The sequence below is a fragment of the Mesorhizobium sp. M0227 genome, assembly GCF_040321855.1.
Classification (GTDB): Bacteria; Pseudomonadota; Alphaproteobacteria; order Rhizobiales; family Rhizobiaceae; genus Mesorhizobium.
Map to the genome: position 1 here is coordinate 153,591 of NZ_JAMYSJ010000011.1, position 23,760 is coordinate 177,350.

Below are 23,760 nucleotides of genomic sequence, written 5' to 3' on the forward strand. Positions count from 1 at the left end.
GTGCTCGATCACGTGTCGGAACATATAGAGGCGGACGATGAACACTGCAACAACCGTACAGGCAGCCGGCAAGGATCATACCGGGTGGAATAGGCGGCACGGCGCGCGGCAAAATAACGACCTCACTTGTAGGGATCTGCGGCGTCCCGCAAGCCGTCACCGAGGAAGTTAAACGCCATGATGACGAGAATGACGGGGAGCATCGGCAGGAGAAGCCATGGATAGAACGCGATCACGCTGACGCTGCGCGCCTCGGTGAGCAGGATTCCCCAGCTGGTTATCGGCGCCCTCAGGCCGAGTCCGAGGAAGCTCAGCGCCGTCTCGCCCAGGATCATGCCAGGAATCGAGAGCGTCGCCGTCGCGATCAGATGCGACATGAAGCCGGGAATGAGATGCCGCCTAATGATGCGGCTGCTTCCGGCGCCCATCAACTGCGCGGCGAGAACGTAATCTTCCTCGCGCAAGGCCAGAAGCTTTGAACGCACGGCCCGCGCCAGTCCGGTCCAGTCGAGCACTCCGAGGATGACGGTGATGCCGAAATAGATCAGGATTGGGCTCCAGGTTATCGGCATGATCGCCGCCAGGGCCAACCATAGCGGAATGCTGGGAATCGATTGCAGAACTTCGATTATTCGTTGAACGATCAGGTCGAAGATACCGCCGTGATAACCGGCCAGTCCGCCGATGACGATGCCCAGCAGGAAGCTGAAACTGATGCCGACGAGGCCGATTGTCAGTGAAATGCGTGCGCCATAGATCATGCGCGAGAGCACGTCGCGCCCCAGCCGGTCGGTGCCCGCCAGGAAAAGCTGACCGTTTTCGGCAGCGCAGACAAAATGCCTGTCACCTTCGATCAGGCCCCAGAACCGGTAACGATCGGCCTTGCAGAAGAAACGGAGCCGCTGAACATCGTCCTGGTTGTCGATGTAGTTCCGCTTGAGCGTGTCCATGTCCAGCGTCATCTGGCGGCCATAGACGAACGGCCCGACGAACTGGCCGTTGTGGAACAGGTGCACCTGCTGCGGCGGCGAATAGATGTAGTCCATGTTGCGCGTGTGCAGGTTGTAGGGCGCCAGGAACTCGCAGATTAATATCCCGAAATAAAGCACTACCAGGAATATGCCGGATACAAGGGCGAGCCGGTGCAAGCGGAATTTCCACCACATCAGCCGCAACTGCGACGCCTGAAAGACCTTCGACTGCTCCACTGTCATCGCCTCGACCGACTGCAGGTCAAAGGGCGCGCTGGAAACATAGTGTTCTAGTGGAGCACTCGGAGCGGGGAGCGGCGAATCCGTTTTCATTTGGTGCTGCCGCCCTGCAAACGAATTCGTGGATCCAGCAGCGCCAGCGCCAGGTCGGAAATCAGGACGCCGATAACCGTCAGGAAGGCGAGGAACATCAGGAACGACCCCGCCAGATACATGTCCTGGCTTTGCAGCGCCTTGATCAGCATTGGCCCGGTCGTTTCCAAAGACAGCACGATCGCGGTGATTTCGGCGCCGGAGATGATGGCCGGCAGGATGGAGCCGATGTCGGAAATAAAGAAATTGAGCGCCATGCGCAGCGGATATTTGACCAGCGCCCTGAACGGATGAAGACCTTTGGCGCGCGCGGTCACCACATATTGCTTGTGTAGCTCATCGAGCAGATTGGCGCGCAGCCGCCGGATCATGCTTGCCGTGCCGCCGGTGCCGATGATCAAGACCGGGATCCAGAGATGGGAGAGTATCGACTTCGCCTTGGCCCAGCTCATCGGCTCGCTGAGATATTGCGGGTCCATGAGATGGCCGATGGACGTGCCGAACCAGATGTTGGCGAAATACATCAGGATCAGCGCCAGCATGAAGTTCGGAATGGCAAGGCCTAGGAGGCCAAAAAAGGTCAGGCCGTAATCGCCCCAACTGTATTGATGCGTCGCGGAGTACATGCCGATCGGAAAGGCGATGAGCCAAGTGAAGATGATCGTGACGAAGGAAACCAGCACAGTCAGCCACATTCGGTCCCCGACGACGTCGCGAACCGGCAACTCATACTCGAAGGAATAGCCGAAATCGCCGTGCAGCATCCCGCCGACCCAATAGAAGTAACGAATGATCGGCGGCTTGTCGAAACCATATTCCTTGCGCATCATCTCGATGCGATCGGAATCCACCCCTTCGCCCTGTGCCCGAAGCTCGGCGACATAGCTGTCGAAATAGTCGCCGGGGGGAAGTTCGATGATCGTGAACACCAGCGCTGATATCACCAGCAGCGTTGGAACCATCACAGTAATGCGCCAGACAATATATCGAAGCACGCTCAGGACTCTCCAAGCCAGAATGTATCCGGCATGTAGACACCGAAATAGGCGGTCGGATCGTAGCCGAAGAGCGCCTTGTCAGGCAGATTGCGCAGCCGTGAGGACACCAGAATCGGCTGATGCGTTCCGTTCACGGTCCCGATCGAAAACACCTGATCGGTGTAGATCGACAGCATCGAATTCCAGATTTCGGCGCGCTCTGTCGCTTCGGTCGATGCGTTCCAGCGCTTGAGCAAAACCATTAACTCGATCACTGCAGGAAGATCGGGCGCCTCGCCCATCTTGCCATGAGACAAGTAGTGAGCACCCCAGAGCGGCCATTGCAGCTGATCGTCGATTGTGGGGGCCAACTGACTCGGGTTCATGTCGGCGGTCGGCACGCCGTTGTCGATGCCCGACCACATCGACATCATGATCTGGCCGCCAAGCGCGCGGCTGCGGAAGATGTCGCGCTGCGAAGTCCGGATGAACAGGGCGATGCCGATCTTTCGCCAGTGATCGGTGATGAGTTCGAGCGCGTCGGTTTCCAGCGTGCTTTCGCCGGCGGTTTCCACGATGATCTGGGCAGAGCGTCCATCGGGAAGTATCCGCAGGCCGTCATCGTCACGTGCCAGAAGCCCGACCTCGTCGAGCAGCGCGTTGGCCTGGTCGGGATCATGGGCAACCCAAGCTTTAGCGAATTCCGGCCGGTAGAGCGGGCTCTCGGACAAAACCGTATCGGCGCTTTCCTGCGCCAATCCGTAGAACACGGCCATATTGATCTCGCGCCTGTCCACGGCGAGCGAAAGTGCGCGGCGCACGCGCACGTCACGCAGAAGGCCACGCCACACCTGGTCGGCACAATTCAGATTCGGCAGCAGCGCCAGCCGAGAACCCTGTGTGCGTTTCCACAGGTGCATCTTCACCGGATAGCGCTTCTCCGCGTCCTTCAGGAAGGAGTAATCGCTGAAGTCAATTCCCATGCATTGCAGGTCGCTCTCGCCCGCCCCGGTCTTCGCGGAGATGATCGCCGATGAGCTGACATTCATGATGATTCGGTCAACATAGGGCAGTTGCCGGCCGTTCTCGTCTGTCCGATGAAAGAAGGGGTTGCGCTCGAAGATGAATTGCTCGGCCGGCGGCTTGGTTCGGTTCTGCCAGGGGTCGAGCGTCGGCAGTTCCGGGTTCTCCGGGCGATATTGCCGCGACATACGGATATGCAGGAGCGTCCATTTCTGGGTCCGGTTCTCCTTCATCAGGCCGGCGAGCCGGAATGGATCCTGATATTTCTTGTGGAACTGCTTGAGATAGGCGGATGGCAGAACAAGCGATATCGGCGAAGCGGCAGCGAGCTTGGGCAGGAAGTCGGGATTGGGCGCATCCCAACTATAGCGCACCGTCAACGGATCGACGATCTCGAAGCGTGGCGGCTTGCCGTCCGCCATCAGGGTCGGGGCGAGCCCGCCTTGCGAAAGCTCATCGTTCAGCCAGACATCTTCCCAACAATAGCGAAAATCCTCCGGCGTCAGCAGGCTGCCGTCGGACCATTTGTGTCCTTCCCGTATCTTGAACGTGAAGATGCGATCATCCGCGACGTCGAAATTTTCGAGAATGTCGGCCTGCAAGCTAAGCTTTTCGTCGTAGCCGACCAGGCGAGAATATCCGTAAATCGTCATCATCCGGATATCTTTCTGGCTGCCGATGATCGTACGCAGCGTGCCGCCATATTGGCCCGGCTGCCGGCCCATCGTGGCGAGATTCAAGGCGCGCGGGCTCTTGGGCAGGCGCTCGGTGAGTGCTGGCAGCGCCCTGGCCGTCAGCTGCGGCCGAAGAAATTCCGGCTCCAGGTCGCCAGCGCGCGACGTGCCCGGCAGGAGTGCCGAAGCCATCAAGCCAAGGACGGTGCGACGGCTGATCAATGGCGTAACTCGCTGACATCGGCCGAACGTCGGGCCAGCACGAGGTGGCCGCCGCCAAGATCGAGCGGCGCCAGGACATCCTCGTCGCCTTCTTCGCGGAATTGTGGTCCCCATGCGCTGGTGTCAGAAGCGCCGCCGAGCTTCAGCGTCTTGAAATCCATCGGCCGGTCGAGATCGGGGAAAGGTACCGCGGCGACCAGGGAGCGCGTGTAGGGGTGGATTGGTTTCCTGAGCAGAATTTCGCGCGGCGCAAGCTCGACGATACGCCCGCCGCACATCACCGCGATGCGGTCTGCCATGTAGTCCACCACCGCCAGATTGTGGGATATGAACAGGTAGGTCAGGCCCAGTTCTTTTTGCAGGTCCTTCAGAAGATTCAGGATCTGCGCCTGGACAGAGACATCGAGCGCCGAAACCGGCTCGTCGCAGATCAGGAGTTCAGGCCCCAGCGCCAATGCGCGCGCGATGCCGATGCGCTGACGCTGCCCGCCGGAGAAACTGTGCGGATAACGCTTGATGAAGCGCGGATCGAGCCCGATTGCCTGCATCAGGCTCTTGACCGTGGCGAGTCGGGACGCCGCATTGCCACGCTCATGGATCTCCAGCGGCTCGCTCAAGATGTTCTCCACCGTCATGCGAGGTGAAAGCGACGAAACCGGGTCCTGGAAGACCATCTGGATTTTCGCGCGCAATATGCGCAGGGCATCTCCCTCTGCGCCCAGGACGTCGGTCGGTCCATCGCGGCCGTTGAAGATCACAGAACCGCCGCTGGGGGTAATGGCCCGCATGAGGATCTTGCTGACGGTTGTTTTGCCACAGCCGCTTTCGCCGACCAGACCCAGACACTCACCCCGCCTGATGTCGAAGCTCACGCCGTCCACGGCGCGAACAGAGGATTGATGACCCCCGCTGAACCATCCTGACTTGCGGATGGTGAAGGTCTTAGTCAGATCCCTTACCGACAGCAGGATGTCGTCTGGCCCCTTCGATGCCGGGGCAGTCTGCTTGCCGAGCAGGTTCCCGACATTCACCGGCACCTCGCGGAGCGCCTTTAGCCTTTCACCGGGCTTCAGGTCGAAATGCGGAACGGCTGCCATTAGGCCCTTCAGGTAAGGGTGGCCCGGCCGGCGGAATATCGCCTCGACAGGCCCCATTTCCATGATCTCGCCATGGTACATGACCACCACCTCGTCGGCGACATTGGCGACCACGCCGAGGTCGTGCGTGATCAGCAGCATCGCCATGTTCAGCTTGGTCTGAAGCCCGCGCAGCAATTGCAGGATTTGCGCCTGGATGGTGACGTCCAACGCCGTCGTCGGCTCGTCGGCGATCAACAAAGCAGGCCGGCAGATAAGCGCCATGGCGATCATGGCGCGTTGCCGCAATCCTCCCGAAAGTTCAAATGGATACATGTCGTAGGCGCGCTTGGGATTGGGGAAGCCGACAAGGCCGAGCATTTCCTCGGTCCGCGCCTTGCGCTCCGCCCGAGCCATAGGCGTATGAATCTGCAAGGATTCGCTGACCTGGTTGCCGATCGTGTGCAGCGGCGAGAGCGATGTCATTGGCTCCTGAAAGATTTTGCCGATGCGGCTGCCTCTCAACGCCCGGATTTCGGTTCCGTCACGCTGCATCTGCAGGATGTCTTGCGTCGTGCCAGGCTTTTCAGGATCAGAAAACAGGATACGGCCGCGAACGTGGGCCGTATTCGGCAAAATGCCCATCACTGCCTGGCTGAGAACCGATTTTCCGGAACCGGACTCGCCCACAAGCGCGGTAACCTTGCCGGGCAGGACGCGGAGATTTGCGCGTCTGACGGCATGCAACGGTCCCCCGATCATGGCAAAAGAGATGCCAAGATCCTCGATCCGCAGCAGATCAATGCCCGAATTCATCCTCACACCAGCCCCACTCTGGCAGTCTGCCGGGCGGCAGACCCAAAAAGCGAGACTAGCGTATTGCCAGCCTAGAGCAACTTGGATTCGAATCGAATTCCGCGACGGAACCGGCGACCGGGCTGCACACCAAGGCTTTCGGACCGGATCGTGTCGGTTACTGGAGCTTCCTCCGGTCGCTTGCCGACAACCGCGCGGCATCGCGATGAAGCAGCATGACCTGCTCGGCGTCCGATATCCGGTCCTGAATCGGCGCAGCGTCTTCATCGAGCGCGAGAGCACCCGACAAATCGGGTGAAAGCACCGTCAGCTTCTGCTTGATACCCGCCAGTTCCTCCGTGCCGAGCGTCAGCCAACTGTTGTCGCCGCAATAGCTGGCGAAGTCCTTGCTGGCGAGAACGCTGTGCGGATATTTCTTGGTCAGGGTCTGGAGACGCTGGACCTCGTTTACAGCCGAGCCGAAGACAGAGAATGTCAGCCGGTCGGTAAGTCCGACGTTGCCGAACATCACATTGCCGACATGCAGGCCGATACCAAACTTTATGTCGCCCAACCCCTGCTCCTTTCTGCGCAGATTGAGCTCCATCATGCGCGCGCTGGCCTTGTGCGCTGCCGCAAGAGCAGCCTGGCAGGCGATCTCGGACTGCGAGCGATGCCTTTCGCAGGGGTAGACGGCGATGAAGCCATCCCCCAGGAAACTCATGATCTGCCCGCCTTTGCGATTGAAAGGTGCAGCGATGGCATCGAAAAACTGGTTCAGCGTATCGATGTAGATTTCGCGACCGGAGGTTTCGGCAAGCCTTGTCGACCCCCGCATATCGCCCATGACCAGTGCGGCCCGGATTGTGTCACCCTCGCCGCGCTTGATCTGGCCGTCCAGCACACGTCTGCCGGCGTCGCCGCCAAGATAAGTGGTCATCATGTTGTCGGCGAGCTTGGTGAGCACCGCCATCTTGGTGGCGATAGCGAGATAGTTCTGGATCCGCAATAGCGCCGAAATCATGCCGTCGCTGAAGCCAGACGCACTGTCGGTCGACCACGACCCCATCATGCCCTGGCTGGTATCGCCGTTGAAGGGATGCACGAATGCCATGTAATCGGTGACGCCCATACGCCTGAGGTCGTCGAAAACAGGAAACTCCGACCGCACCGAGGGGTCAAGCCGGCGCCGCAGGTGGTCGAGCTTGTTGCTGAGCAGATGGTAGTATGGGCTGGTCAGGAATCTGTCGGAATGAACGCCGTTCTCACTGCGGAAGCCTTCCACTTCCAGGCCCTGGCCGCGAAGCCAGGTAAAACCAAGCGCGTCATAGAGCGGATGAAGCATCGAAAAGCTCAAATGCACCCGCTTCAGCGGCAGGCCGGCAGCAGCCAACCGTTCACAAAAGCCCTTTACCAATGTTTCCAGGTCGTTGCCCGCCAGCGCCGATTGGCTCAGCCAGTCGGCAACTTTATCCATGAGAATGGTGGAAACTTCTGCTTGCGCTGTGCTCATGCTATCTCAAACCCGTCGAAGACGAGCCATCTCCTTTGATCCGCCACACAAGTGAAGGCAGTGAAGCCGGCTTCGGCGACGAAAGCCGGCGAAGAATTTCCTAAATAACTCCTTGCAGGAAGGAAGCAGGCGTAAACAGCATCTATCACCTGGAACCCTATGTGGCGAGGCTTCCGGCGGAGTGCAATCTCGATCCTGACATCGGGCAAAGAATTCGCCGTCTCAGACATCGTCGGGCCTTCACCACCACTGTCGCTTGGACCAGCCCGAGGCGGCCAAAATCATTGCGTGTGTCGACGACCAGAGGAGCGTGATCAGCGATCGCCTGATAGTCGATCGCGTCGTGGTAGGTTGCCACACGACAGCATCGGATCCTTCGGGGATCCTCTCCGGCTCCCGGTGTTTCGTCAGCGGTGTCGGAACGCAGATTATGATGGCATCGCAGACGGCTAGTTCGGCAAATCCGCAGTGGTGCGGAACCGCCCGGCCGGCACGGCTGTCGACGTCACTGCCTCAAGTAGGATTGGCCGTTGCTCAGGCATCGACCTTCCGGGCTTCGATGTCGAAGCCGGAAACCGGGAACCCGGCGCGTGCGATCGCAACCGACAGCGGCAACCCGACATAGCTCGGTCCGATCACGCCGACTTGCGCGACGCACCTCGAAATCCGGTTCAGAAGACGGTCATATGTTGATCGTTAGGCGTCCAAAAATCTGCTTTCCCGTCAATTCGGACAGGCTACCCGCTCCCATGGCGCGGCTCACCGGTGCCAAGAACCATGAGTGAGGGCATATTGCGGAAATCGATTTCCGCAAGCAGTCAGCAGACCGGCGCCTTCGCCTTCAGGCTTGCGGCAGCCATCGCGTAGCCGCCGGCGGCGCCATCGATGAAATGAACATGATCGCGCTGCAGCGGCGAGATGACGAGGCAGGTCATCAAGGCCGACTTCTGGCGGTGCAGGCCATAATTGCAGATGCCCGCCTCTTCCGCCTGCTTCAGCCGGTCTTGGATCCGATGCAGCACATCCGCGTCAACGTCGATGGTCATCTTCAAGCCGTCGTCGAACTTTCGGAAATCCGAATTGCTGGCCACCTCGCGTTTGTAGACCTTCGGATCGAAACGGCCAATCGTCCAGCCAAATCGATCGGTTACAGCCGTAAGCGTCATCAGGAACACGATCCACAGCTTCGACCGCCACCGCCATCCTGCCGTGGCCATCGCCCGCGCCTCGACATCCAGGCCGGCGGGCAGCAGACTGTAGCCCGGGCCGTCCACCGGCACCGGGTGGCCATCGCGCTCCTGCCTGCCGGCGAGGGCGATGATGTCGGAAGCCAGAAACTGAAACCCGCGCAAGTCGCGCGACGCCCCCGGTGTGGCTATGATCGAGACGATTTCGCCATGCCGTGCTTCGATCGGGTTCCAACGGCAGGAAAGGCCGGTCAGATCCGGCCGCGCGCCGACCGGCGCAGGATCGATGCGGTAGCGCCCCGCTTTCATCTCAGCTTCCGCCCAACTGCCGCCACCGCCGGCGAACATGGCATAGAAGGCCGCTTCGGAGGCCTGGAACCTCGCCACGCGAACGTCGAGGCCCTGCGCCCTTATGTCCCCTATCGGCACGATCGCGGCGCGCAAGGTCAGGCCCAGTTCGTCCGCCACCCATCTTTGGACGGCCGCCAGCGCGTTGCGGGCGATCTCCAGCGCCGAGCCGGGAAACGCCACGAGTGCGCCGTCGCCGCCGAAGACAAAGGGGAGATCTTGCCGACCCAGCGCATTGAGCAGCGCCGAAATGACGCTTGCGCCGGCCATATTGACGGTTTTATAGCGCCCCGCCTCGATCGCCTTGGTCGAGCCGACAATGTCGGCAGTGGCCAGCGCCCAGCCATCGGGGAGGGGCCGATAGTTATCGATATCGGCAACGCTTTCGAACTTTGCGAAGACCGGCAAAGAAGCGACAAAAGGGTCGGACGCGACAGCTGTTTCCATGGCCATCAGATAGCACATTCCACGACTTGAAGGTGAAGTCGATCACGCTTGGAAATTGACTTGCGCAGGCTTTCCGATGATAGGGTCGCGCGATGCGAATTGCCTTCTACGCGCCGCTGAAGTCACCCAATCATCCCGTTGTCTCCGGCGACCGCCAGATGGCACGGATGCTTGTCAAAGCGCTGGAGTACGGAGGGCATAGCGTCGAATTGGCATCTGAGTTGCGCTTCTATCTACGCCAGCCGGAGTCGAAAAGTTTCGAGGCACTCAAGATCGAGGCCGCAGAGGAAGCCGCGCGGCTGACCAAGCTTTGGGATCGTGACGGCAAGCCCGATCTCTGGTTCACCTACCATCCCTATTACAAGGCGCCCGACTTGATCGGGCCGGAGCTGGCGTCGGCCTTTGCTGTCCCCTATGTGACAGCGGAAGCCTCCTATTCCAGGCGACGCAATGCCGGCTTGTGGGCCGATAGCCAAGCATTGGTGGCGCGAGCCATCGAACAAGCGGCTCTGAACATCTGCTTCACCCAAAGGGATCGTCAGGGACTGGCGGATGCTATTCCCAAGGCCGCTTTCGGTATGCTTTCGCCCTTCATCGACATATCGGCATTCCGGGAAATCCCGGCACGGGGTTGTCCGACGCGCCTCGTTACCGTCGCCATGATGCGCCCGGGCGACAAACTGGGCAGCTATCGCATGCTGGCGCAAGCGCTCGGCTTGATCGGCCATATGCCCTGGACCATGTCGGTCGTCGGAGACGGGCCAGCTCGCGACGAGGTCGAAGCGCAATTCGCCGGCTTGCCCGCCGATCGTATCGAATGGATCGGCTCGATCGAGCCTGCCGCCGTGCCGGATGTCCTTTACACCGGGGGAATCTATGTCTGGCCGGGTTATGGCGAGGCCTACGGCGTTGCCTATCTTGAAGCACAGGCCGCCGGCCTTCCGGTGGTGGCCCAGGACATCGCCGGCGTGCCGGAGGTCGTGCGGGATGGCCAGACCGGGTTTCTCACCCCGCCGGGCGATGTCGCGGCGTTCGCTTCCGCCATTGAAAGGCTTCTGGCCCGGGACGACGAAAGAACCATCATGGCCGCGGAAGCCCGGCGTTTCGTTCTCGAAGAACGTTCCCTCGGTGGCGCAGCTGCGCGTCTGGCCGAACTTATTGCGAAGGTCCCGGTCTCATGACGTCCGATCCGATCTGGCAGCCCTTGGTGGAAGAGCTGGCGCGCCTGCAACGGGCGGGCCGAAAGGCGGAGTTCTGGCTGCGCGACGACGACGCCGTGTATCCGACGCCTGCGCTTGATCGGCTGCTCGACCTCACCGGTGAATTCGCGGTTCCGGTCACTCTGGCCGTCATTCCGGCCCTGACCGACGCGAAGCTTGTCGCCCGGCTCGACGAGGCCCCGTATGCCACGGTCGCCATCCATGGCTGGGCGCACCGGACTCATGCGCCCGAGGACCAGAAAAAGCAGGAGCTCGGCGCGCATCGGCCACGCGAGGCGGTGCTCGATGATCTGGCTCGCGGACTGTCGCGAGTAACCGGCCTGCACGGCGCACGTGCCGTTCCGATGCTGGTGCCGCCCTGGAACAGGATCGACGCCGGCGTGGTATCCGACCTTGGATCGATAGGTTTTGCGGCCTTGTCAGTCTATGGGCCGCCGAAGCCGGCTTCATTGGCGGTCATCAACAGCAATGTCGACATCATGGATTGGCATGGCACGCGCGGCTGCCGCGATCATGGTGTATTGGTCCAGGCTATCATCGCACACCTGCAGCATGCATCCGACGGCGAGCCGATCGGCCTGCTCACCCACCATCTTGTACATGATGAATCGGCCTGGCTTTTCCTCGAACGATTGTTGACAGTCACCGCACAGGCTGAACCCTGTGCATGGCTTCCGATCAGGACATTGATCGGGCGCCACGCGGGTAAAGGAAAATAGCTCAGCGCTTTCTGTGCGATGAGACCGGGAACTTGAGCATCTGGCCATCCCGCGCGGCAAAAGCGCCGGCAAACCTGTCCTTGGCCAGCTTCTCCATCTCGTCCAGTTGCTCGTCGGTGCGTGTCGGATCGTGGTGAAACAGTGCAAGCGCCCGTGCACCGGCCGCCTCACAGAGCTTGACGCCCTGTTGCCATGTCGAGTGACCGTTACCGCGGCGGCGTTCCATTTCCTTCTCGGTGTAGGTGCAATCGTAAATGACGAGGTCGGCATCTTCGATCAGGTCGAGCACCGACTGATCGAGTTTGTCCGGCTCGTGCTCGGTGTCGGTGATCACCGCCACGACGCGGCCGCCCCATTCGATCCGGTAGCCTATGCAGCCTCCCGGATGGGTGAGACTGCCGGTCCGAACCACCACCCCTTCGCGCGGCCGAAGCACGTCTCCGGATACGAAATCGCGGCAGTCGAGATTTGCCTTGCAGACGTTCATTTTCACCGGAAACCACGGCGGCCGTATGAACTCATCGATAATCTGCCGGGTCGTCATGCGTCCTGCAAGATGCCCGGACCAAAGCGTAAGCTTGACGCTCGGGTCGAAGATAGGCGCAAAAGCCGGCAGCCCGATGATGTGATCGTAATGGCAATGGGTGAAAAGCAGGTCGAAATCGGTCACATCCGACGCCTGAAGCGCCCTGCCGGCAGGCCGCAGGCCAGAGCCTGCGTCGAACAGAAGCGTATGCTTGCCGCATCGCATCTCAATGCAGATTGTGTTGCCGCCATAGCGAGCGAATTCTGGCCCGGATACAGCAATGCTGCCGCGCACGCCCCAAAATCTGACCAGGAAAAAATCGTCGTCCATGCTACCTTTCGCCCATCATAGCTCTAGGCGCTTCGTGCGTCGATCAGATCCGCGGTCGTATGGCTTAGCCGATCGGCAAGAACCCGCAATATCTCGATGGTCATTTCCGGGAACTCCTTCATAAGCCTCAGGAAATGATCCTTGCGGATTCTCAAGGCCTCCAGATCACTTGCCGCGCTGACGGTGGCAGTGCGGGAGCTGTTGCACAATATGGCGATCTCGCCGACAATCGAATTTGGCAGCAGTTCGGCAACTTTCATCGGCCCGCTGTCGGAATCGACCAGAATATCCGCCCTGCCTGAAAGGATGACATAGGCAGCGTCTGCCTCGTCGCCCTGCCGGAAAAGAATCTGGCCGGCGCTGTAATTCACGCGATCGGATGTGAACGCGAGCAGCTTGAGCTTTGCCGGCTCAATGCCAGAGAACAAGGGAACGCGTTGCAGCATTCCAACTTCATCCTTGAGCAGCATTGTCGCAAACCTTCCTAAATTCGCGTCTGCCAGACTATGACAGAAGTTCCTTGAAGATACCGTTCTCTGCCAAAAGTGTCTCGTGTGTACCGTCTTCCACCAATTGACCCGAGTCAAAGACGATAACGCGATCGAACATCATCGCCATTGCCGGACTCGTCACGACCCACACAATTGCCGGCGAATGGCCGTCGCGTCTGGCTTCCTCGAGCACGTTTCGCAGCACCTTGTCCTGAATGCGCTGGTCGAGCGCCGACAGCGGCCGGTTGAGAATGAGAAAATCGGGACGCTTGAGCAGAGCCCGGGCAACATCGAGCTTCTGTCGCTGTCCGCCGGTCAGCCGCCTTCCACCGGCGCCGACGTTGAAGTCCAGGCCGACATCCAGAAGCTCGGCATAGAGCCCCAGCTCGTCAAGAATGTCATAGACGATGGAGCGTATGCGGTCCGGGGCGTCGGGATGGTTGTTTCCCACACGGCCGAATAGGACATTGTCCATGACGGTGGCCGCGGCAATGTATTTGGCAGGATCATACCGTTCGATCGCGTTGTGCAGTTCGGGCGGCAGGTTTTCATAGAACTGGTTGCGTGCGGCGACGATCTTGCTCATCAACTCGTCGGTCAGCAGGCCGAAGCGGTGCCGGGGCTCGATATAGGCAAAGCTCAAGGTGATGATCATGGCGCGGTCGGCCTCCGAAACCGCCTCGTAGGGGCGGTTCTTGAGCCGCTGCAGCAAGGTCTCGTAGGCGGGGATCTCCTCGGCGCTCATGAAGGCGAGCTGCTGGAAGAACTGGTGATCTGGCGGCAGGTCGGCAAACAGCTCGATGGCCTGTTCGGCGATCTCCATGCCCATCTCGTAGAGCGTGCTGTCGAGGCCGGCCTGCTTCAGCACGGAAGCAAAGTAGGGATTGGCCGCCAGAGCCTTGTCGGCCAGTTCGGGGCCGGCGGCGGCGCCGAAAAGCAAGTTCTGGCCGATCGTCGCTTCCGTGTTGTAAGCGCCCGGCTCGAAAGGAACCACCAGTTCGCGCAGCCCTTCCTGTTCCAGCCGGGTTCGCAGCGCTGCACGCAGTTCGACGATCCGCCCGGCGAGCTTCGTGTGACGCGTGAGGTCGGCCGAAGAGCGCAAGCCAAGATCCAGAATGTCGCGCGACAGAAGAACCGCGTCGAGCACCCGGCGCACCGCTTCAAAGAGGTCGTGCGGGCCGGTAGCACCGGCGGAAGCATAGTCGATCCAGTCGCTATGGACGTCGAAATCCGGATTGCCCGACCGGCGCGCCTCGTCCATGTTCCAGCGCTGCTGGTCTGCCGCGGCGCCGTCATAAGTCACCGATGTCAGCGGTGCATGCTTCAACCCGTAGAGCAGGTTATCGCGCAGGCTTGCTTGGAACAGGAAAACATCCGACGAGGCGTAGGACATGCGCCGGCCGGTCACGGCTTCGGGGAGTTCAAGCAGGTCATCGGCGCCCGAAGCGACCTTTCCACTCTCTGGCCAGTTCAGACGCGCGAAGGCTTCTGCTAGCGCCTCCGCTCCGCCTGTCGGGGTGCTGACCAGCGCCACCGTCTCAGCCGGCTTGACCTGCATGGAGACACGGTTGAGGAGCATTGCACCGCCATCGTCTGCCATGGAGAGACCGACCGCCGACAGCGGGTTTGTCATCGGACCGGGATCGTCGATCGTCAGTGCCGCGATTCCCGGCGCAATGATATCCTCGACGGTGAACTGTTCAACGACCTGCTGATATTTGACCTGGACATCCTGCCGATCCTGATCCCAGTCGATCAGTTCCTTCATCGGTCCGGGCAGGTCCTTGTAGGCTCCGATCACCGCCACGAGCTGGCCGACGTCCAGCCGGCCCCCGATGACCAGATACCCGCCGATCATGTAGAACAGAAAGGGCGTGAGCTGTGCGAGAAAATTGTTGAGGAACTTTACCATGAATTTCCATTGGTAAAGATCGAAGCGGATCTTGAAGATGAGCCCTAGCCTAGCAGCTATGTCGGCGCGCTCGTAGTTCGACGTATCGTGGACGTGAACCGCGCCGATGCCGTCAACGATTTCGCCAACCCGGCCAGAAAGCGCGCGCGCCGTCAACTGCCGTTGGCGCCCAAGCACGAGCAGCCGCCGCCGCATCCGCGGGATGAGTACGATCTGGATGATCACGATCACCACCGCTATCATTCCGAGCCAGACGTTCTGGACCATGATGAACAGCATGGCCGTCAGCGCCTGGCCGCCGAGCAGCACCGGCTGCAGGAAGGCATCGCCGATAAAGCCGCCCAGCGGCTCCACCTCATCCTTCACCATGGTCGCCACTTCGGCGGATTTCACCCGCTTGAAGTAAATCGGCGGAAACCGCAGCACACGATCGATCAGATCGAAGCGAATACGCCGCAGCATGCGTTCGCCGAGGCGGCCCTTGTAGGTGTTGATGTAGAGTTTGAACAGGCCGTTGATGACGACCAGCAAGAGGAACACAAGGCTCAGGGCAAGCAGCGTCTCCTTGCGGTCAAGCTGAAAACCGGAGAAGAACTGGACCTCGCCAATGAACGGCAGGTTATAGTGCAATCTCATGAAGGGCAGGGTCGTGCCGGGTTGCTCGAACCCCTTCCCCTGGATCGGGCCGTTGACGATCAGCTTCGGCAGGTCGAAGGACATGAAATATGGGATCATCGAAAGCAGGACGATCATCAATATCCAGATCTGCTGCTTCCGGGTGTGCGTCCAGATATAGCGGGCTAGGCTGGGTTCCATATGCGACTGTCAGTTTGGAGGATGCAGGCGGTGAAAGCACCTGCTGGCAAACGATGTATCGGCAATGTCTTCGCGGATGGACGCCGCTGGTCGGGACAGACGCAATCGGCCCCCTTCGCCACCGTGCAACGGCGAAACGGCTGGCGGCATCGTCTTATCCGCAAGTCGAACAGGCTCGCGTGAGGCAATATTGCGTTGTGTCGCCCGAAATCCCAACATAGAGGACGAATATGATGGATGTCACACAAGCACGCAATGCCGGCGGGCACGAACAAGCCTTGGATCTCGCCCGGGGAATTGCCGCCTATGTCGACCACCCTCTCGTCGCCGGGCTGGCGCGCGTCATCGCCAAGCATCCGACGGCCGACATCGCCAACGCCTTCAACCACAAGCAGGTCGCTTGCAAGATGTGGGCGCTCGACGAGCTGTTTGGAAGCTGCGGCGGCCGGTTCGGGCGTATATGGGTGCTGGGTGGATGGTACGGCGTATTGCCGGCAATGCTTTTCAACGACGCCCGTTTCGACATTGCGGCGATCGACAGCATCGACATCGATCCGGAAGTCGGGCCGGTCGCCCGGACCCTCAACCGGGAAGCCGGCGACCGCTTCCGGGCGCTGACGGAAGATATGTACGCACTCGACTATGCCGCCGGGCGGCCCGACCTAGTGGTCAATACGAGCTGCGAACACATAGCCGAGCTGGGTGCCTGGCTTGCCCTGCTTCCGCGGGGCACGAATGTGCTGCTGCAATCGAACGATTACTTCAGCGAGCCGACGCACATCAACTGCGTGGCTTCGCTTGCAGCCTTCGAAGCAATGGCGGCGCTACGGGAGATCAGGTTCTCCGGCGAACTGCCGACAAAAAAATATACGCGCTTCATGCTGATTGGAACTGTTTGAAGCGCGTTTCGCGAATCCAACGAGATGCGACCTGCGTTAGGATTTCGAGGACCAGGTTCGTTGCCGCTCGCGCAGGATTTGCGCAGAGTGACGGGCGCCTTCCAGATCGAGACGATGCGCCGCTGGCGCCGGTCCCGCAAGCGCCTGTTCGATCGCTTGCGCCAGACACTCAGGCGTCAGGTCCTTTTCCATCCGCACCGTTGCAAGACCGAGCTCTTCGAGCATAAGGGCTCGAACCGTCTGTTCCGTTTCCCCGCCGGCTGCAAAGGGAACGAGCAGCGAGCGACAGCGCGCGCGCAGGACATCGCAGACAGTGTTGTAACCCGCCTGCGAGACCGACAGGCGGGCGCCGGTCAGCAAGCTGGCGAAATCCTCGCGAAACCGGAAGATGGACAGGCCCGGCGTCGCATCGCGTGTAATCGCGTCAAATTCGTCCTTCGGCAGGTTTGGGCCGGTGATCAGACACCATTTCCAGGCGTTGTCGGCATTCCGCGCTAATGCGATGGTGGATCGGACAAGGCTCTTTCCTGCGGCCCCGCCGCCAACCGACACCACAACGTCGAAACGCTCGGAGGCCGCGGGCGCTGGTGGCGCGGCAACGAGCCCCGTGTACGCAACCTCGGCCCTGATCGCTCCCGCCAGTGGAAATGTCTTGTCGATGGTTGCGAAAGCCGGATCGCCATGGACCATGACAAGGTCAAAATGCCTGTTAACGAGAGCGACCGTTTCCTCGTTTCGGCCCGGCTTGACGCGCTCCTGCAGGATATCACGGACTGACGTCACCAGCAGCGGTCTGGGCGACGCCGCGTCGATGGCCTCGATCAGCGGCAAGAGTTCGAAACGCATCTGCCGGCGCCCAAATGGAAACGCCTCGACAATGACGATATCAGGCCTGCAATCCCGGAATGCCTGCAGCAGCATCTCTGAACGCCGTTTCTTGAAATCATCGTCGATGGGCTTGCCCTGCAGGTCGACAAGACCGGAAAATCCTTCATCACCGGAGGTGACAGATGGCAGGGTTACAGATATTGCCCCCGATCCCGGAAACCCCGCGACCGGCGCTCCGCCAGTGACGATGGTTACGTCAAACCCGTCATCGACCAGAGCCGCCGCGACGCGGCTGGAGCGCGCGAGATGGCCGATGCCGAGCAGGTGCTGGACATAGAAGAACGCGCGCAGCCGCTTCATTCGGCGGCCCGCCACTCCCGTTCGAACAGCTCCTTGAGCTGTCCAATGCTTGCTATGTGATCGAAATTGCCGCGCACGCGCGCCTCTGCGGTGTCGCCGAGGCGGGCACGCAGCACGGGATCACGGATCAGCCGCTCCAGCGCCTGTGCCAGGGCAATTGGGTTTTCCGTCGGAACCAGCAGCCCGGTTTCATCCGGCGATAAAAGCTCCGGCACGCCGGAAATATCGGTCGACACGCAGGCAAGCCGCTGGCTGGCCGCCTCCACCAGAACATTCGGCAGACCATCGCGGTCACCATTTGCGGTGATCCTGCAGGCCAGGGCGAAGATATCGGCGCGGCGGTAGTGCTCAAGCACCTCTTCCTGCGCGAGCGCGCCTTTCCAAGAGATGCGACCATCCAGTCCGAGCTTTTGCGCCAACGCCTTGAGCCGTTCCAGTTCCTCGCCGCCGCCAATATGCTCGAAACGCCACGCTAAATCACCGGGCAAGAGGGCAAGGGCCTCCAGCAAGGTGTCGTAACCTTTCTTTGCAACGGCGCGCCCGACACTCAGAACGATAACCGGTTCGTCCGGCGCCGAGCCGTCATGCTGTTTTCGTGCCTCGCCGAAAATGCCGAAGCGATCAAGGTCGAGCCCATGATAGCTCAAATGCACTGACGAGTTGCCGTCGGCGAGTTTTTTCAGACGGTCGAAGCCGGTTTTCGTGCAAGTTACCGTCCAGCGCGCCGAGGAAAGCTTGCTGGCCAGATCCCAATCCGCCGAAGTCCAGATGTCCTTGGCATGGGCCGAGCAGCTCCAGGGCAGACCAAGAAGCTGGCTGGCATAGCGCGTCACCGATGCCGGCGTGTGCGCGAAATGCGCATGCAGCCATACCGCGTCTTCGGGCCATTCGGCCGCTAGCACGAGCGCTTGCCCGAAACGGCGCGCGCGATTGCGCGTAAAGTCGCGCGGCATATCGACGGCCAGCGATCCCAGTGCACGCCAGAAGCCCGGCCGCAGCAAACAAGCAGAAAGCGAGCGAACCACGCGCAGCGGCTCTTCATGCAGATATTCCGGCAGATAATGGACGGGCGCTTTGATCTCGTCATGCACGGGGTGGCGTTTTGCGTCGGTCGGCCGCCTGAGCGCGACGAGTATCAGATCGAACCCCGCACGCTCCAGTCCGAGCAGTTCCTGCGCGATGAAGGTTTCCGAGAGCCGCGGATAACCCTTCAGAACCACGACGATCTTGCGATGTTGCAACTCAGTTCATGCCTTCAATAACCGAAAGGTGAGGGCCAGCCTGCCGGTCGAGCAGTTCCGCGACGATTTCGGAAATATGAGGGAGCCCTTCCAGGGTCAGATGTGGATTACTCTGGGATGGACGAGGCCGATTCGGCAGCGCCACCAGTGCATCGGCAAATCGCTGGGAGTCCTTGGCTTCCTCCGGCAAAAGCATTTCGACGAGGCCCAGTTCGGCTGCGCGCCGCGCGCGGATCAGTTGTTCCTGGCGGGGTTCGATGCGCGGCACGATGAGCGCCGGCTTGTCGAAAGATAGTATCTCGCAATAAGTATTGTAACCGCCCATCGCCACTACCGCCTTGGCGCCGGCAATCAGGTCTTCCATGCGGTTGTCGAACTCGATAATCTTGATGTAGGGGATCGTGGCCCCCTTCTTCAGCAACTTGTTGCGCTTGCGAGCCGGCATGTAAGGCCCAAGCACGATCAGCGCCTTGTGCTGCAATTTCGGATCCTGCTGATAAGCGTCGATGACGTCGTGAATCAATTCGGCGCCGTCGCCGCCGCCACCGGTGGTAACCAGGATATAGTCGCCCTCTGGCCGGTGGCCGGGCAACTGGTTCCGCTGCAGGCTCCGTTGCAGGAAACCGACGAATCTCATTTTTGCCCTGACAGCCGGCGGCACATCCAAGCCAGTCAACGGATCGTAGAAATCCGGCGGGCCATAGGCCCAGACCTTGTCGTAGAACAGGCCTATCTTGCGCATCACATCCCTGCGCGCCCACTCTGCTTCGAGCAGATGCGGTGCATCCATCACCTCGCGCAGGCCAAGCACCAGCGTGGTGCCCCGCGTCTTGAGGTAGGACAGCGTGTCCTCAATCTCACCGCGCAGGCCGAGCGGTTCCTTGTCGACGATGAAGATATCCGGCCGGAAGGTCTCGGCTGTGTGGCGGATGATCGACTGACGCATCCTTAGCGTCTCATGCAGATCGATGTCCTTTTCCAACGAGGTGTATTCGCCGTTGCGCAGCTTGATGACGCTGGGGATCTTCACGAAGTCGACACGGGCGCGGTAGTCGAAGGCGCCAGCGATAGTCGCACCCGAAATGATAAGCACCTGAAGCCCACGGAAATCCTCGACTAGCGAATGCGCAATAGTCCGGCAGCGCTGCAAGTGGCCGAGCCCGAACGTGTCGTGGCTGTACATGAGAATTCGTGCGTTTTCTGCGTGCTGGGTCATTCTTGAACGTCTCTTAAAATTCTCGCCTTGACACCGTGAGTGGCCCGCCGGCTTCGAAACCATCCTGGGTTTGGCCGCAATTTTCAATTTTATATTGCTTCTATGGAATGCCGTTCAGATATGCTTTCTGATCGCGAGTCCGAGACTAGATGGGTTGGCGAATATCGCCGCGCGGGTGTGAGCAGAGACTTCCTGTTATATTGTGGGATGGATCGAAGAGGAAAGCGATGTCAAAAAAATCGGCAGAAATCATCCCTCTTGATTCCAATCCGGACTGGTAAAGGTGAAATTCCCCTATCTTGCCCATATAGCCAATTGCTTGATCGGTATACGAAAGGACAAGGTCGCTGGCGTCGCACGGCGCATTCTTGTAGAACTCATTCGTGCGCCATTGCACTCGCCTCGGGACCAAAGGTGCCGCCCATTATTCTCTTGACGGGCGGTCTCATTGTGATTCACCGACCAGAAATTGAGCCATCTGTCGCCAAGCTAGCCGGAATTTCAGCAAAAATCGAGTGGATGCCAGCGCGGTCGCAACACACCACCCGCTGCAGGGTGTGTGCGACACCGGTTGCTTGTCGATCGTTATGGCCCATGCCAATGCCTTATTGGAGCGGTGACGGTACTTCTTTAAACGGCTTGGGCAGGCCGTCGAACGTCGTGAGGTACAAAAATCGCCCGATTGGTCCCGATAGTTGGTGAACCCTCGAAAATTCTTTGCGGCGAATTCCCTTTAAAACCAAAAGCGTAATTTTTTGACGGCTCTGGTGTCGGTCTCTTTTGGGATTATAGGGATATTTTAGTGCAATTTCAATGAGTTATAGGCTACTTGATCATGCCTTGCGGATCGAGCCGCTTGTCGGCCAGCCATTCGACGACGCGTGGCAACAGCCGGCGATTCAGGCGCGAGCCGGCACGGGATCGCGCACGGAGTGGATCACCTTGTCGGCACCGAAGCGTAGCGCCCGCTCGAGGCGAGCTTCATCGATGTCGGCCACGATGCAGCGGGCACCATGCATTTTGCCAACCTGCAGCACCGTGACGCCGACGGTTCCGGCACCCTGATCAGCAGTATCACAGAGCCACAGCCGGTGCGGTCGAGGACGTTGGCGGCAATCGAAATCGGTTCGGCCAGCGCCGCCAGACTGAACGGCATGTCGGCCGGAATTGGAATGGCATTATGCGCCGGGACGGCGACGAAGTTACGGAAACCGCCGTCGCGATGGACGCCGATCACTTCGAGGTGGGCGCAGACATTGGAACGGCCGATCCGGCAGGGATAGCAGTGGCCGCACGACACCACGGGGTCGACCACCGCGCGGCCTCCTCCCACGGCAACGCCGGTCACATGGCGTCCGAGCGCGGTGACGGTGCCCGCGAACTCATGGCCGATGACGCGCGGATAGAACGGCGAACGGATTGGAGCCATGCAGGATGTGAATGTCGGAGCCACAGATGCCGGCACGGCTGACGTGAACGACCACTTCGCTGGCGCCGGGCTGTGGCATGGCGCCCGGCCGGATTTCTAGCGACTGCGGCGCGCTGACAAGAACCTCAGCATGAACACTCCAGCTAAGTATACTAGTCGACAATTGCCATGGCTAACAGATCGTCAAGTTGGTGCGCGACCAGAGGCCTCCTGATGAGGCGATCGAAGCGGAACGGGCCGGGGATAATTGGACAAGCGTTTCGGCGCTTCTCGCCTAGCGACGTCGTCGAGTCTCCGATGGGACATGCCAGACTTGTAAAACGTCCGCTAGGGCCATCCCGAAGTCGCGAAGCTGTCAGTCGGGTTCCGGCCCCATTTCCGCCGTTCTGGACCCTGCTCCCAACGTTCGTAAAACGAGGTCAGCTATGGTCGGCAGTTTGGGGTCGCGGGAGCATACGAAACGATACGGGAAGCTTTCAGATTCTGGCCCACGAAAAACTCAACAGAACCAAGGATTTTAATATGCCCTCCGGGCCCACCATTATCGTCAAACTGCTTTACAACACAGGGCGGCGCGAAAGGAATCGAACTGCCCGTTATGCGCTCGTTCGCAATTGACGACCCAAATTCAGTAGCGTTTGTTCAATCTTCGCAAATGGCAGCAATGCGCTTCAAGTCGGCCGTTCGACACTGGGTGATCTCCCGAAAGCTGACATCGCCTCTGAAGTCAACTGCGGTCGCTCCTGCGCACGCCCCATAGCACGACCGGCCGCGGGCAATTCTCCATCCGTTCGGGCGGATGCAGTCCTTCGGCGCGATAGCGGGCTAACTCTCAGCAAATATATGCGCCGTGCTTCCGGGCTGATCGAGTCTCCAGATGCGGGCTATACACGCGCGCATCTCGTCGGCGGTGGCGCCGCCTCGAAATTCGGCAAGGCGTATGGCCTTGGCTTCCAGTTCCTGTTTCGCAAGCGTGTTGCCGGGGTCGCCCTTGGGCTCGTCGACGCGGGTATCGAGTTTGCGGCCGTCAATGGTCATGACGCTCACCTTGCCGACCCATTGCTTGGGATAAAGTCTGTCGATCTCGGCGTCGAACTCCATCCGCACCTTGGCGCGGAAACGGGCGACGCGCGTGTCGGCAAGTGCTTGGTGTTCGAACGCGTCGAGATCGGCGACGCCATGGACGGCGATGAGGCCCAACACTGTGCCCATGGAGAACTTCGCCTGGTGGACGGTTTGTGGAATGACCACCGCGCCCAGGACATCGATGGCTCCCTGATGGACATGGGTTACCACATCAGCGATGTCGTCCGGACCGAGCCCCTCGCCGCGCATGAGAAGCTGCAGCGCATCAGCGGCCGGATGGGTGTGCCGGCAGGCGGCGTGCCATTTGAAGGAGGTCTCCTCGGTTGCCCAACGGCTGCCGAGGCCGTCCGTCAGGCGGGCCGGATCGGCGTCGCTGGACATGCCTGAAGCCATGCCCTTTTTCCCTTCGAGGATCTGCGCGGCCCCCTTGAAGCCATCGCGTGCCAGATAGGCAGAAAACAGGCCGTTGGCGGCGGCTCGCGCCGTATGAAGCTGCTTGGAATCGGCGGCATCGCGCAAGAATTCCCAGAGCCCTGCCGCCTGGGTGCCGGCGGAGCCGAGAGCATGGTTGAGACCGGCTGCGTCCAGTCCGATCAATCTGCCGACCGCCGCGGCCGCGGCGACAGCGCCAGCGGTGCCGGTGGTGTGGAATATCTCGTAGTGCGAGCGTCCGAGGAATTCTCCTACGCGGATGCCCACTTCATAGCCGGCGATGCAGGCAGTCAGGACGTCGCGGCCGGTCTTCCCCTCAGCCTCGGCAACCGCCAGGACCGCCGGAAAGATCACGGCCGCCGGGTGAAAGACCGAGCCGTTGTGAACGTCGTCCTGTTCCACGATATGGGAGGCCGCCGCATTGACCATCGCCGCGAAATAGGGGCTTGTGCGCCGCCGCGTCGGGATGATGGTGCTTGGGCCGTCCGCCGGCCCCATGGCACGCGCAAAGCCGTCGATGATCTCGACCTGGTGCGCACCCTTGCCGGCCAGCGCCGAGCCGAGCCAGTCGATCATCAGTCCTTTCGCGAAATGAACGACGCGCGGCGGGATCTGTTCGAAGTCGAGTTCGGCGATGAACGAGCAGAGCCTGGCGGTCGGCCAATCGGCGGTGTCCGTGCTCATCTGTT

Annotated in this window: 18 protein-coding genes; 3 read left to right on the forward strand and 15 right to left on the reverse strand. The window is 60.4% G+C overall.

All coding sequences use genetic code 11. The features are described 5' to 3' along the window. Nucleotides 1-122: 122 nt before the first annotated feature. The 7 genes from NKJ00_RS17670 to NKJ00_RS17700 form a co-directional block, all read right to left on the reverse strand. Nucleotides 123-1,304, reverse strand: coding sequence for an ABC transporter permease (locus tag NKJ00_RS17670; RefSeq protein ID WP_031212616.1), 1,182 nt, complete (start codon nt 1,302-1,304; stop codon nt 123-125). Then, nucleotides 1,301-2,299 carry an ABC transporter permease gene (locus tag NKJ00_RS17675; protein WP_023809555.1) on the reverse strand — a complete coding sequence of 333 codons (999 nt, stop codon included), beginning with the start codon at nt 2,297-2,299 and terminating at the stop codon, nt 1,301-1,303. Before NKJ00_RS17675 ends, NKJ00_RS17670 begins: the two co-directional genes overlap by 4 nt. A 2-nt stretch (nt 2,300-2,301) precedes the next feature. After that, nucleotides 2,302-4,200 carry an ABC transporter substrate-binding protein gene (locus tag NKJ00_RS17680; protein WP_352630584.1) on the reverse strand — a complete coding sequence of 633 codons (1,899 nt, stop codon included), beginning with the start codon at nt 4,198-4,200 and terminating at the stop codon, nt 2,302-2,304. After that, nucleotides 4,197-6,092: an ABC transporter ATP-binding protein gene (locus NKJ00_RS17685; protein WP_023809553.1), complete on the reverse strand. Its 1,896-nt coding sequence runs from the start codon at nt 6,090-6,092 to the stop codon at nt 4,197-4,199. Before NKJ00_RS17685 ends, NKJ00_RS17680 begins: the two co-directional genes overlap by 4 nt. 157 nt (nt 6,093-6,249) lie before the next feature. Next, nucleotides 6,250-7,584, reverse strand: a complete 1,335-nt coding sequence (locus tag NKJ00_RS17690; protein ID WP_352442503.1) for an adenylate/guanylate cyclase domain-containing protein — start codon at nt 7,582-7,584, stop codon at nt 6,250-6,252. A gap of 534 nt (nt 7,585-8,118) precedes the next feature. Beyond that, entirely contained in the window at nt 8,119-8,223 is a 105-nt protein-coding gene (locus NKJ00_RS17695) for a hypothetical protein (RefSeq protein WP_023809549.1), read from the reverse strand. 179 nt (nt 8,224-8,402) lie between these two features. Then, the gene (locus tag NKJ00_RS17700) at nt 8,403-9,584 is read right to left on the reverse strand and encodes a DUF3095 domain-containing protein (RefSeq protein ID WP_081734769.1); all 1,182 of its coding nucleotides are present in this window, start codon (nt 9,582-9,584) and stop codon (nt 8,403-8,405) included. A 74-nt stretch (nt 9,585-9,658) separates the two neighbouring features. Here NKJ00_RS17700 and NKJ00_RS17705 point away from each other — a divergent pair, with 74 nt between their 5' ends. Next, a complete protein-coding gene (locus NKJ00_RS17705; protein WP_023809547.1) occupies nt 9,659-10,747 on the forward strand; it encodes a glycosyltransferase family 4 protein in 1,089 nt (362 codons plus the stop codon). After that, complete coding sequence (locus tag NKJ00_RS17710) at nt 10,744-11,505, forward strand: polysaccharide deacetylase family protein (RefSeq protein ID WP_352630586.1); 762 nt, start codon at nt 10,744-10,746, stop codon at nt 11,503-11,505. The genes NKJ00_RS17705 and NKJ00_RS17710 overlap by 4 nt, the downstream gene beginning before the upstream one ends. A gap of 1 nt (nt 11,506) precedes the next feature. Here the strand turns inward: NKJ00_RS17710 and NKJ00_RS17715 are convergent, their stop codons facing one another. Genes NKJ00_RS17715 through NKJ00_RS17725 form a run of 3 tightly spaced genes read right to left on the reverse strand, consistent with a single transcriptional unit; the run spans nt 11,507 to nt 15,580 of the window. Continuing rightward, nucleotides 11,507-12,361: an MBL fold metallo-hydrolase gene (locus tag NKJ00_RS17715; RefSeq protein ID WP_127320283.1), complete on the reverse strand. Its 855-nt coding sequence runs from the start codon at nt 12,359-12,361 to the stop codon at nt 11,507-11,509. 23 nt (nt 12,362-12,384) lie between these two features. After that, on the reverse strand, nt 12,385-12,831 hold the full coding sequence (locus NKJ00_RS17720) for a cyclic nucleotide-binding domain-containing protein (RefSeq protein ID WP_031212612.1): 447 nt from the start codon (nt 12,829-12,831) through the stop codon (nt 12,385-12,387). A 34-nt stretch (nt 12,832-12,865) separates the two neighbouring features. Further along, nucleotides 12,866-15,580, reverse strand: coding sequence for an ABC transporter transmembrane domain-containing protein (locus tag NKJ00_RS17725; protein WP_352551651.1), 2,715 nt, complete (start codon nt 15,578-15,580; stop codon nt 12,866-12,868). A 233-nt stretch (nt 15,581-15,813) separates the two neighbouring features. On the opposite strand from NKJ00_RS17725, the gene NKJ00_RS17730 reads away from it, so the two are divergent. Beyond that, a complete protein-coding gene (locus tag NKJ00_RS17730; RefSeq protein WP_081734794.1) occupies nt 15,814-16,479 on the forward strand; it encodes a class I SAM-dependent methyltransferase in 666 nt (221 codons plus the stop codon). 36 nt (nt 16,480-16,515) lie between these two features. On the opposite strand, the gene NKJ00_RS17735 is transcribed toward NKJ00_RS17730, so the two are convergent. The 5 genes from NKJ00_RS17735 to NKJ00_RS17760 form a co-directional block, all read right to left on the reverse strand. Further along, complete coding sequence (locus NKJ00_RS17735; RefSeq protein ID WP_352551648.1) at nt 16,516-17,667, reverse strand: glycosyltransferase family protein; 1,152 nt, start codon at nt 17,665-17,667, stop codon at nt 16,516-16,518. Next, the gene (locus tag NKJ00_RS17740; RefSeq protein WP_023809541.1) at nt 17,664-18,908 is read right to left on the reverse strand and encodes a glycosyltransferase; all 1,245 of its coding nucleotides are present in this window, start codon (nt 18,906-18,908) and stop codon (nt 17,664-17,666) included. Before NKJ00_RS17740 ends, NKJ00_RS17735 begins: the two co-directional genes overlap by 4 nt. 1 nt (nt 18,909) lies before the next feature. Continuing rightward, nucleotides 18,910-20,124 (reverse strand): glycosyltransferase family protein, encoded by a 1,215-nt coding sequence (locus NKJ00_RS17745; protein WP_023809540.1) that lies wholly within the window; start codon nt 20,122-20,124, stop codon nt 18,910-18,912. A gap of 937 nt (nt 20,125-21,061) precedes the next feature. Then, entirely contained in the window at nt 21,062-21,553 is a 492-nt protein-coding gene (locus NKJ00_RS17750; protein ID WP_023809539.1) for an alcohol dehydrogenase catalytic domain-containing protein, read from the reverse strand. Between the two features lie 825 nt (nt 21,554-22,378). Further along, entirely contained in the window at nt 22,379-23,755 is a 1,377-nt protein-coding gene (locus tag NKJ00_RS17760; RefSeq protein ID WP_023809537.1) for an MmgE/PrpD family protein, read from the reverse strand. Nucleotides 23,756-23,760: the final 5 nt, after the last annotated feature.

Bases quoted from the DNA above. Each gene is read 5' to 3' on its own strand.
- NKJ00_RS17720 (WP_031212612.1), bottom strand. From the start codon at position 12,831: ATGCTGCTCAAGGATGAAGTTGGAATGCTGCAACGCGTTCCCTTGTTC.
- NKJ00_RS17730 (WP_081734794.1), top strand. From the start codon at position 15,814: ATGGATGTCACACAAGCACGCAATGCCGGCGGGCACGAACAAGCCTTG.
- NKJ00_RS17700 (WP_081734769.1), bottom strand. From the start codon at position 9,584: ATGTGCTATCTGATGGCCATGGAAACAGCTGTCGCGTCCGACCCTTTT.
- NKJ00_RS17735 (WP_352551648.1), bottom strand. From the start codon at position 17,667: ATGAAGCGGCTGCGCGCGTTCTTCTATGTCCAGCACCTGCTCGGCATC.
- NKJ00_RS17685 (WP_023809553.1), bottom strand. From the start codon at position 6,092: ATGAATTCGGGCATTGATCTGCTGCGGATCGAGGATCTTGGCATCTCT.
- NKJ00_RS17745 (WP_023809540.1), bottom strand. From the start codon at position 20,124: ATGACCCAGCACGCAGAAAACGCACGAATTCTCATGTACAGCCACGAC.
- NKJ00_RS17690 (WP_352442503.1), bottom strand. From the start codon at position 7,584: ATGAGCACAGCGCAAGCAGAAGTTTCCACCATTCTCATGGATAAAGTT.
- NKJ00_RS17705 (WP_023809547.1), top strand. From the start codon at position 9,659: ATGCGAATTGCCTTCTACGCGCCGCTGAAGTCACCCAATCATCCCGTT.
- NKJ00_RS17760 (WP_023809537.1), bottom strand. From the start codon at position 23,755: ATGAGCACGGACACCGCCGATTGGCCGACCGCCAGGCTCTGCTCGTTC.
- NKJ00_RS17725 (WP_352551651.1), bottom strand. From the start codon at position 15,580: ATGGAACCCAGCCTAGCCCGCTATATCTGGACGCACACCCGGAAGCAG.
- NKJ00_RS17750 (WP_023809539.1), bottom strand. From the start codon at position 21,553: ATGGCTCCAATCCGTTCGCCGTTCTATCCGCGCGTCATCGGCCATGAG.
- NKJ00_RS17670 (WP_031212616.1), bottom strand. From the start codon at position 1,304: ATGAAAACGGATTCGCCGCTCCCCGCTCCGAGTGCTCCACTAGAACAC.
- NKJ00_RS17715 (WP_127320283.1), bottom strand. From the start codon at position 12,361: ATGGACGACGATTTTTTCCTGGTCAGATTTTGGGGCGTGCGCGGCAGC.
- NKJ00_RS17710 (WP_352630586.1), top strand. From the start codon at position 10,744: ATGACGTCCGATCCGATCTGGCAGCCCTTGGTGGAAGAGCTGGCGCGC.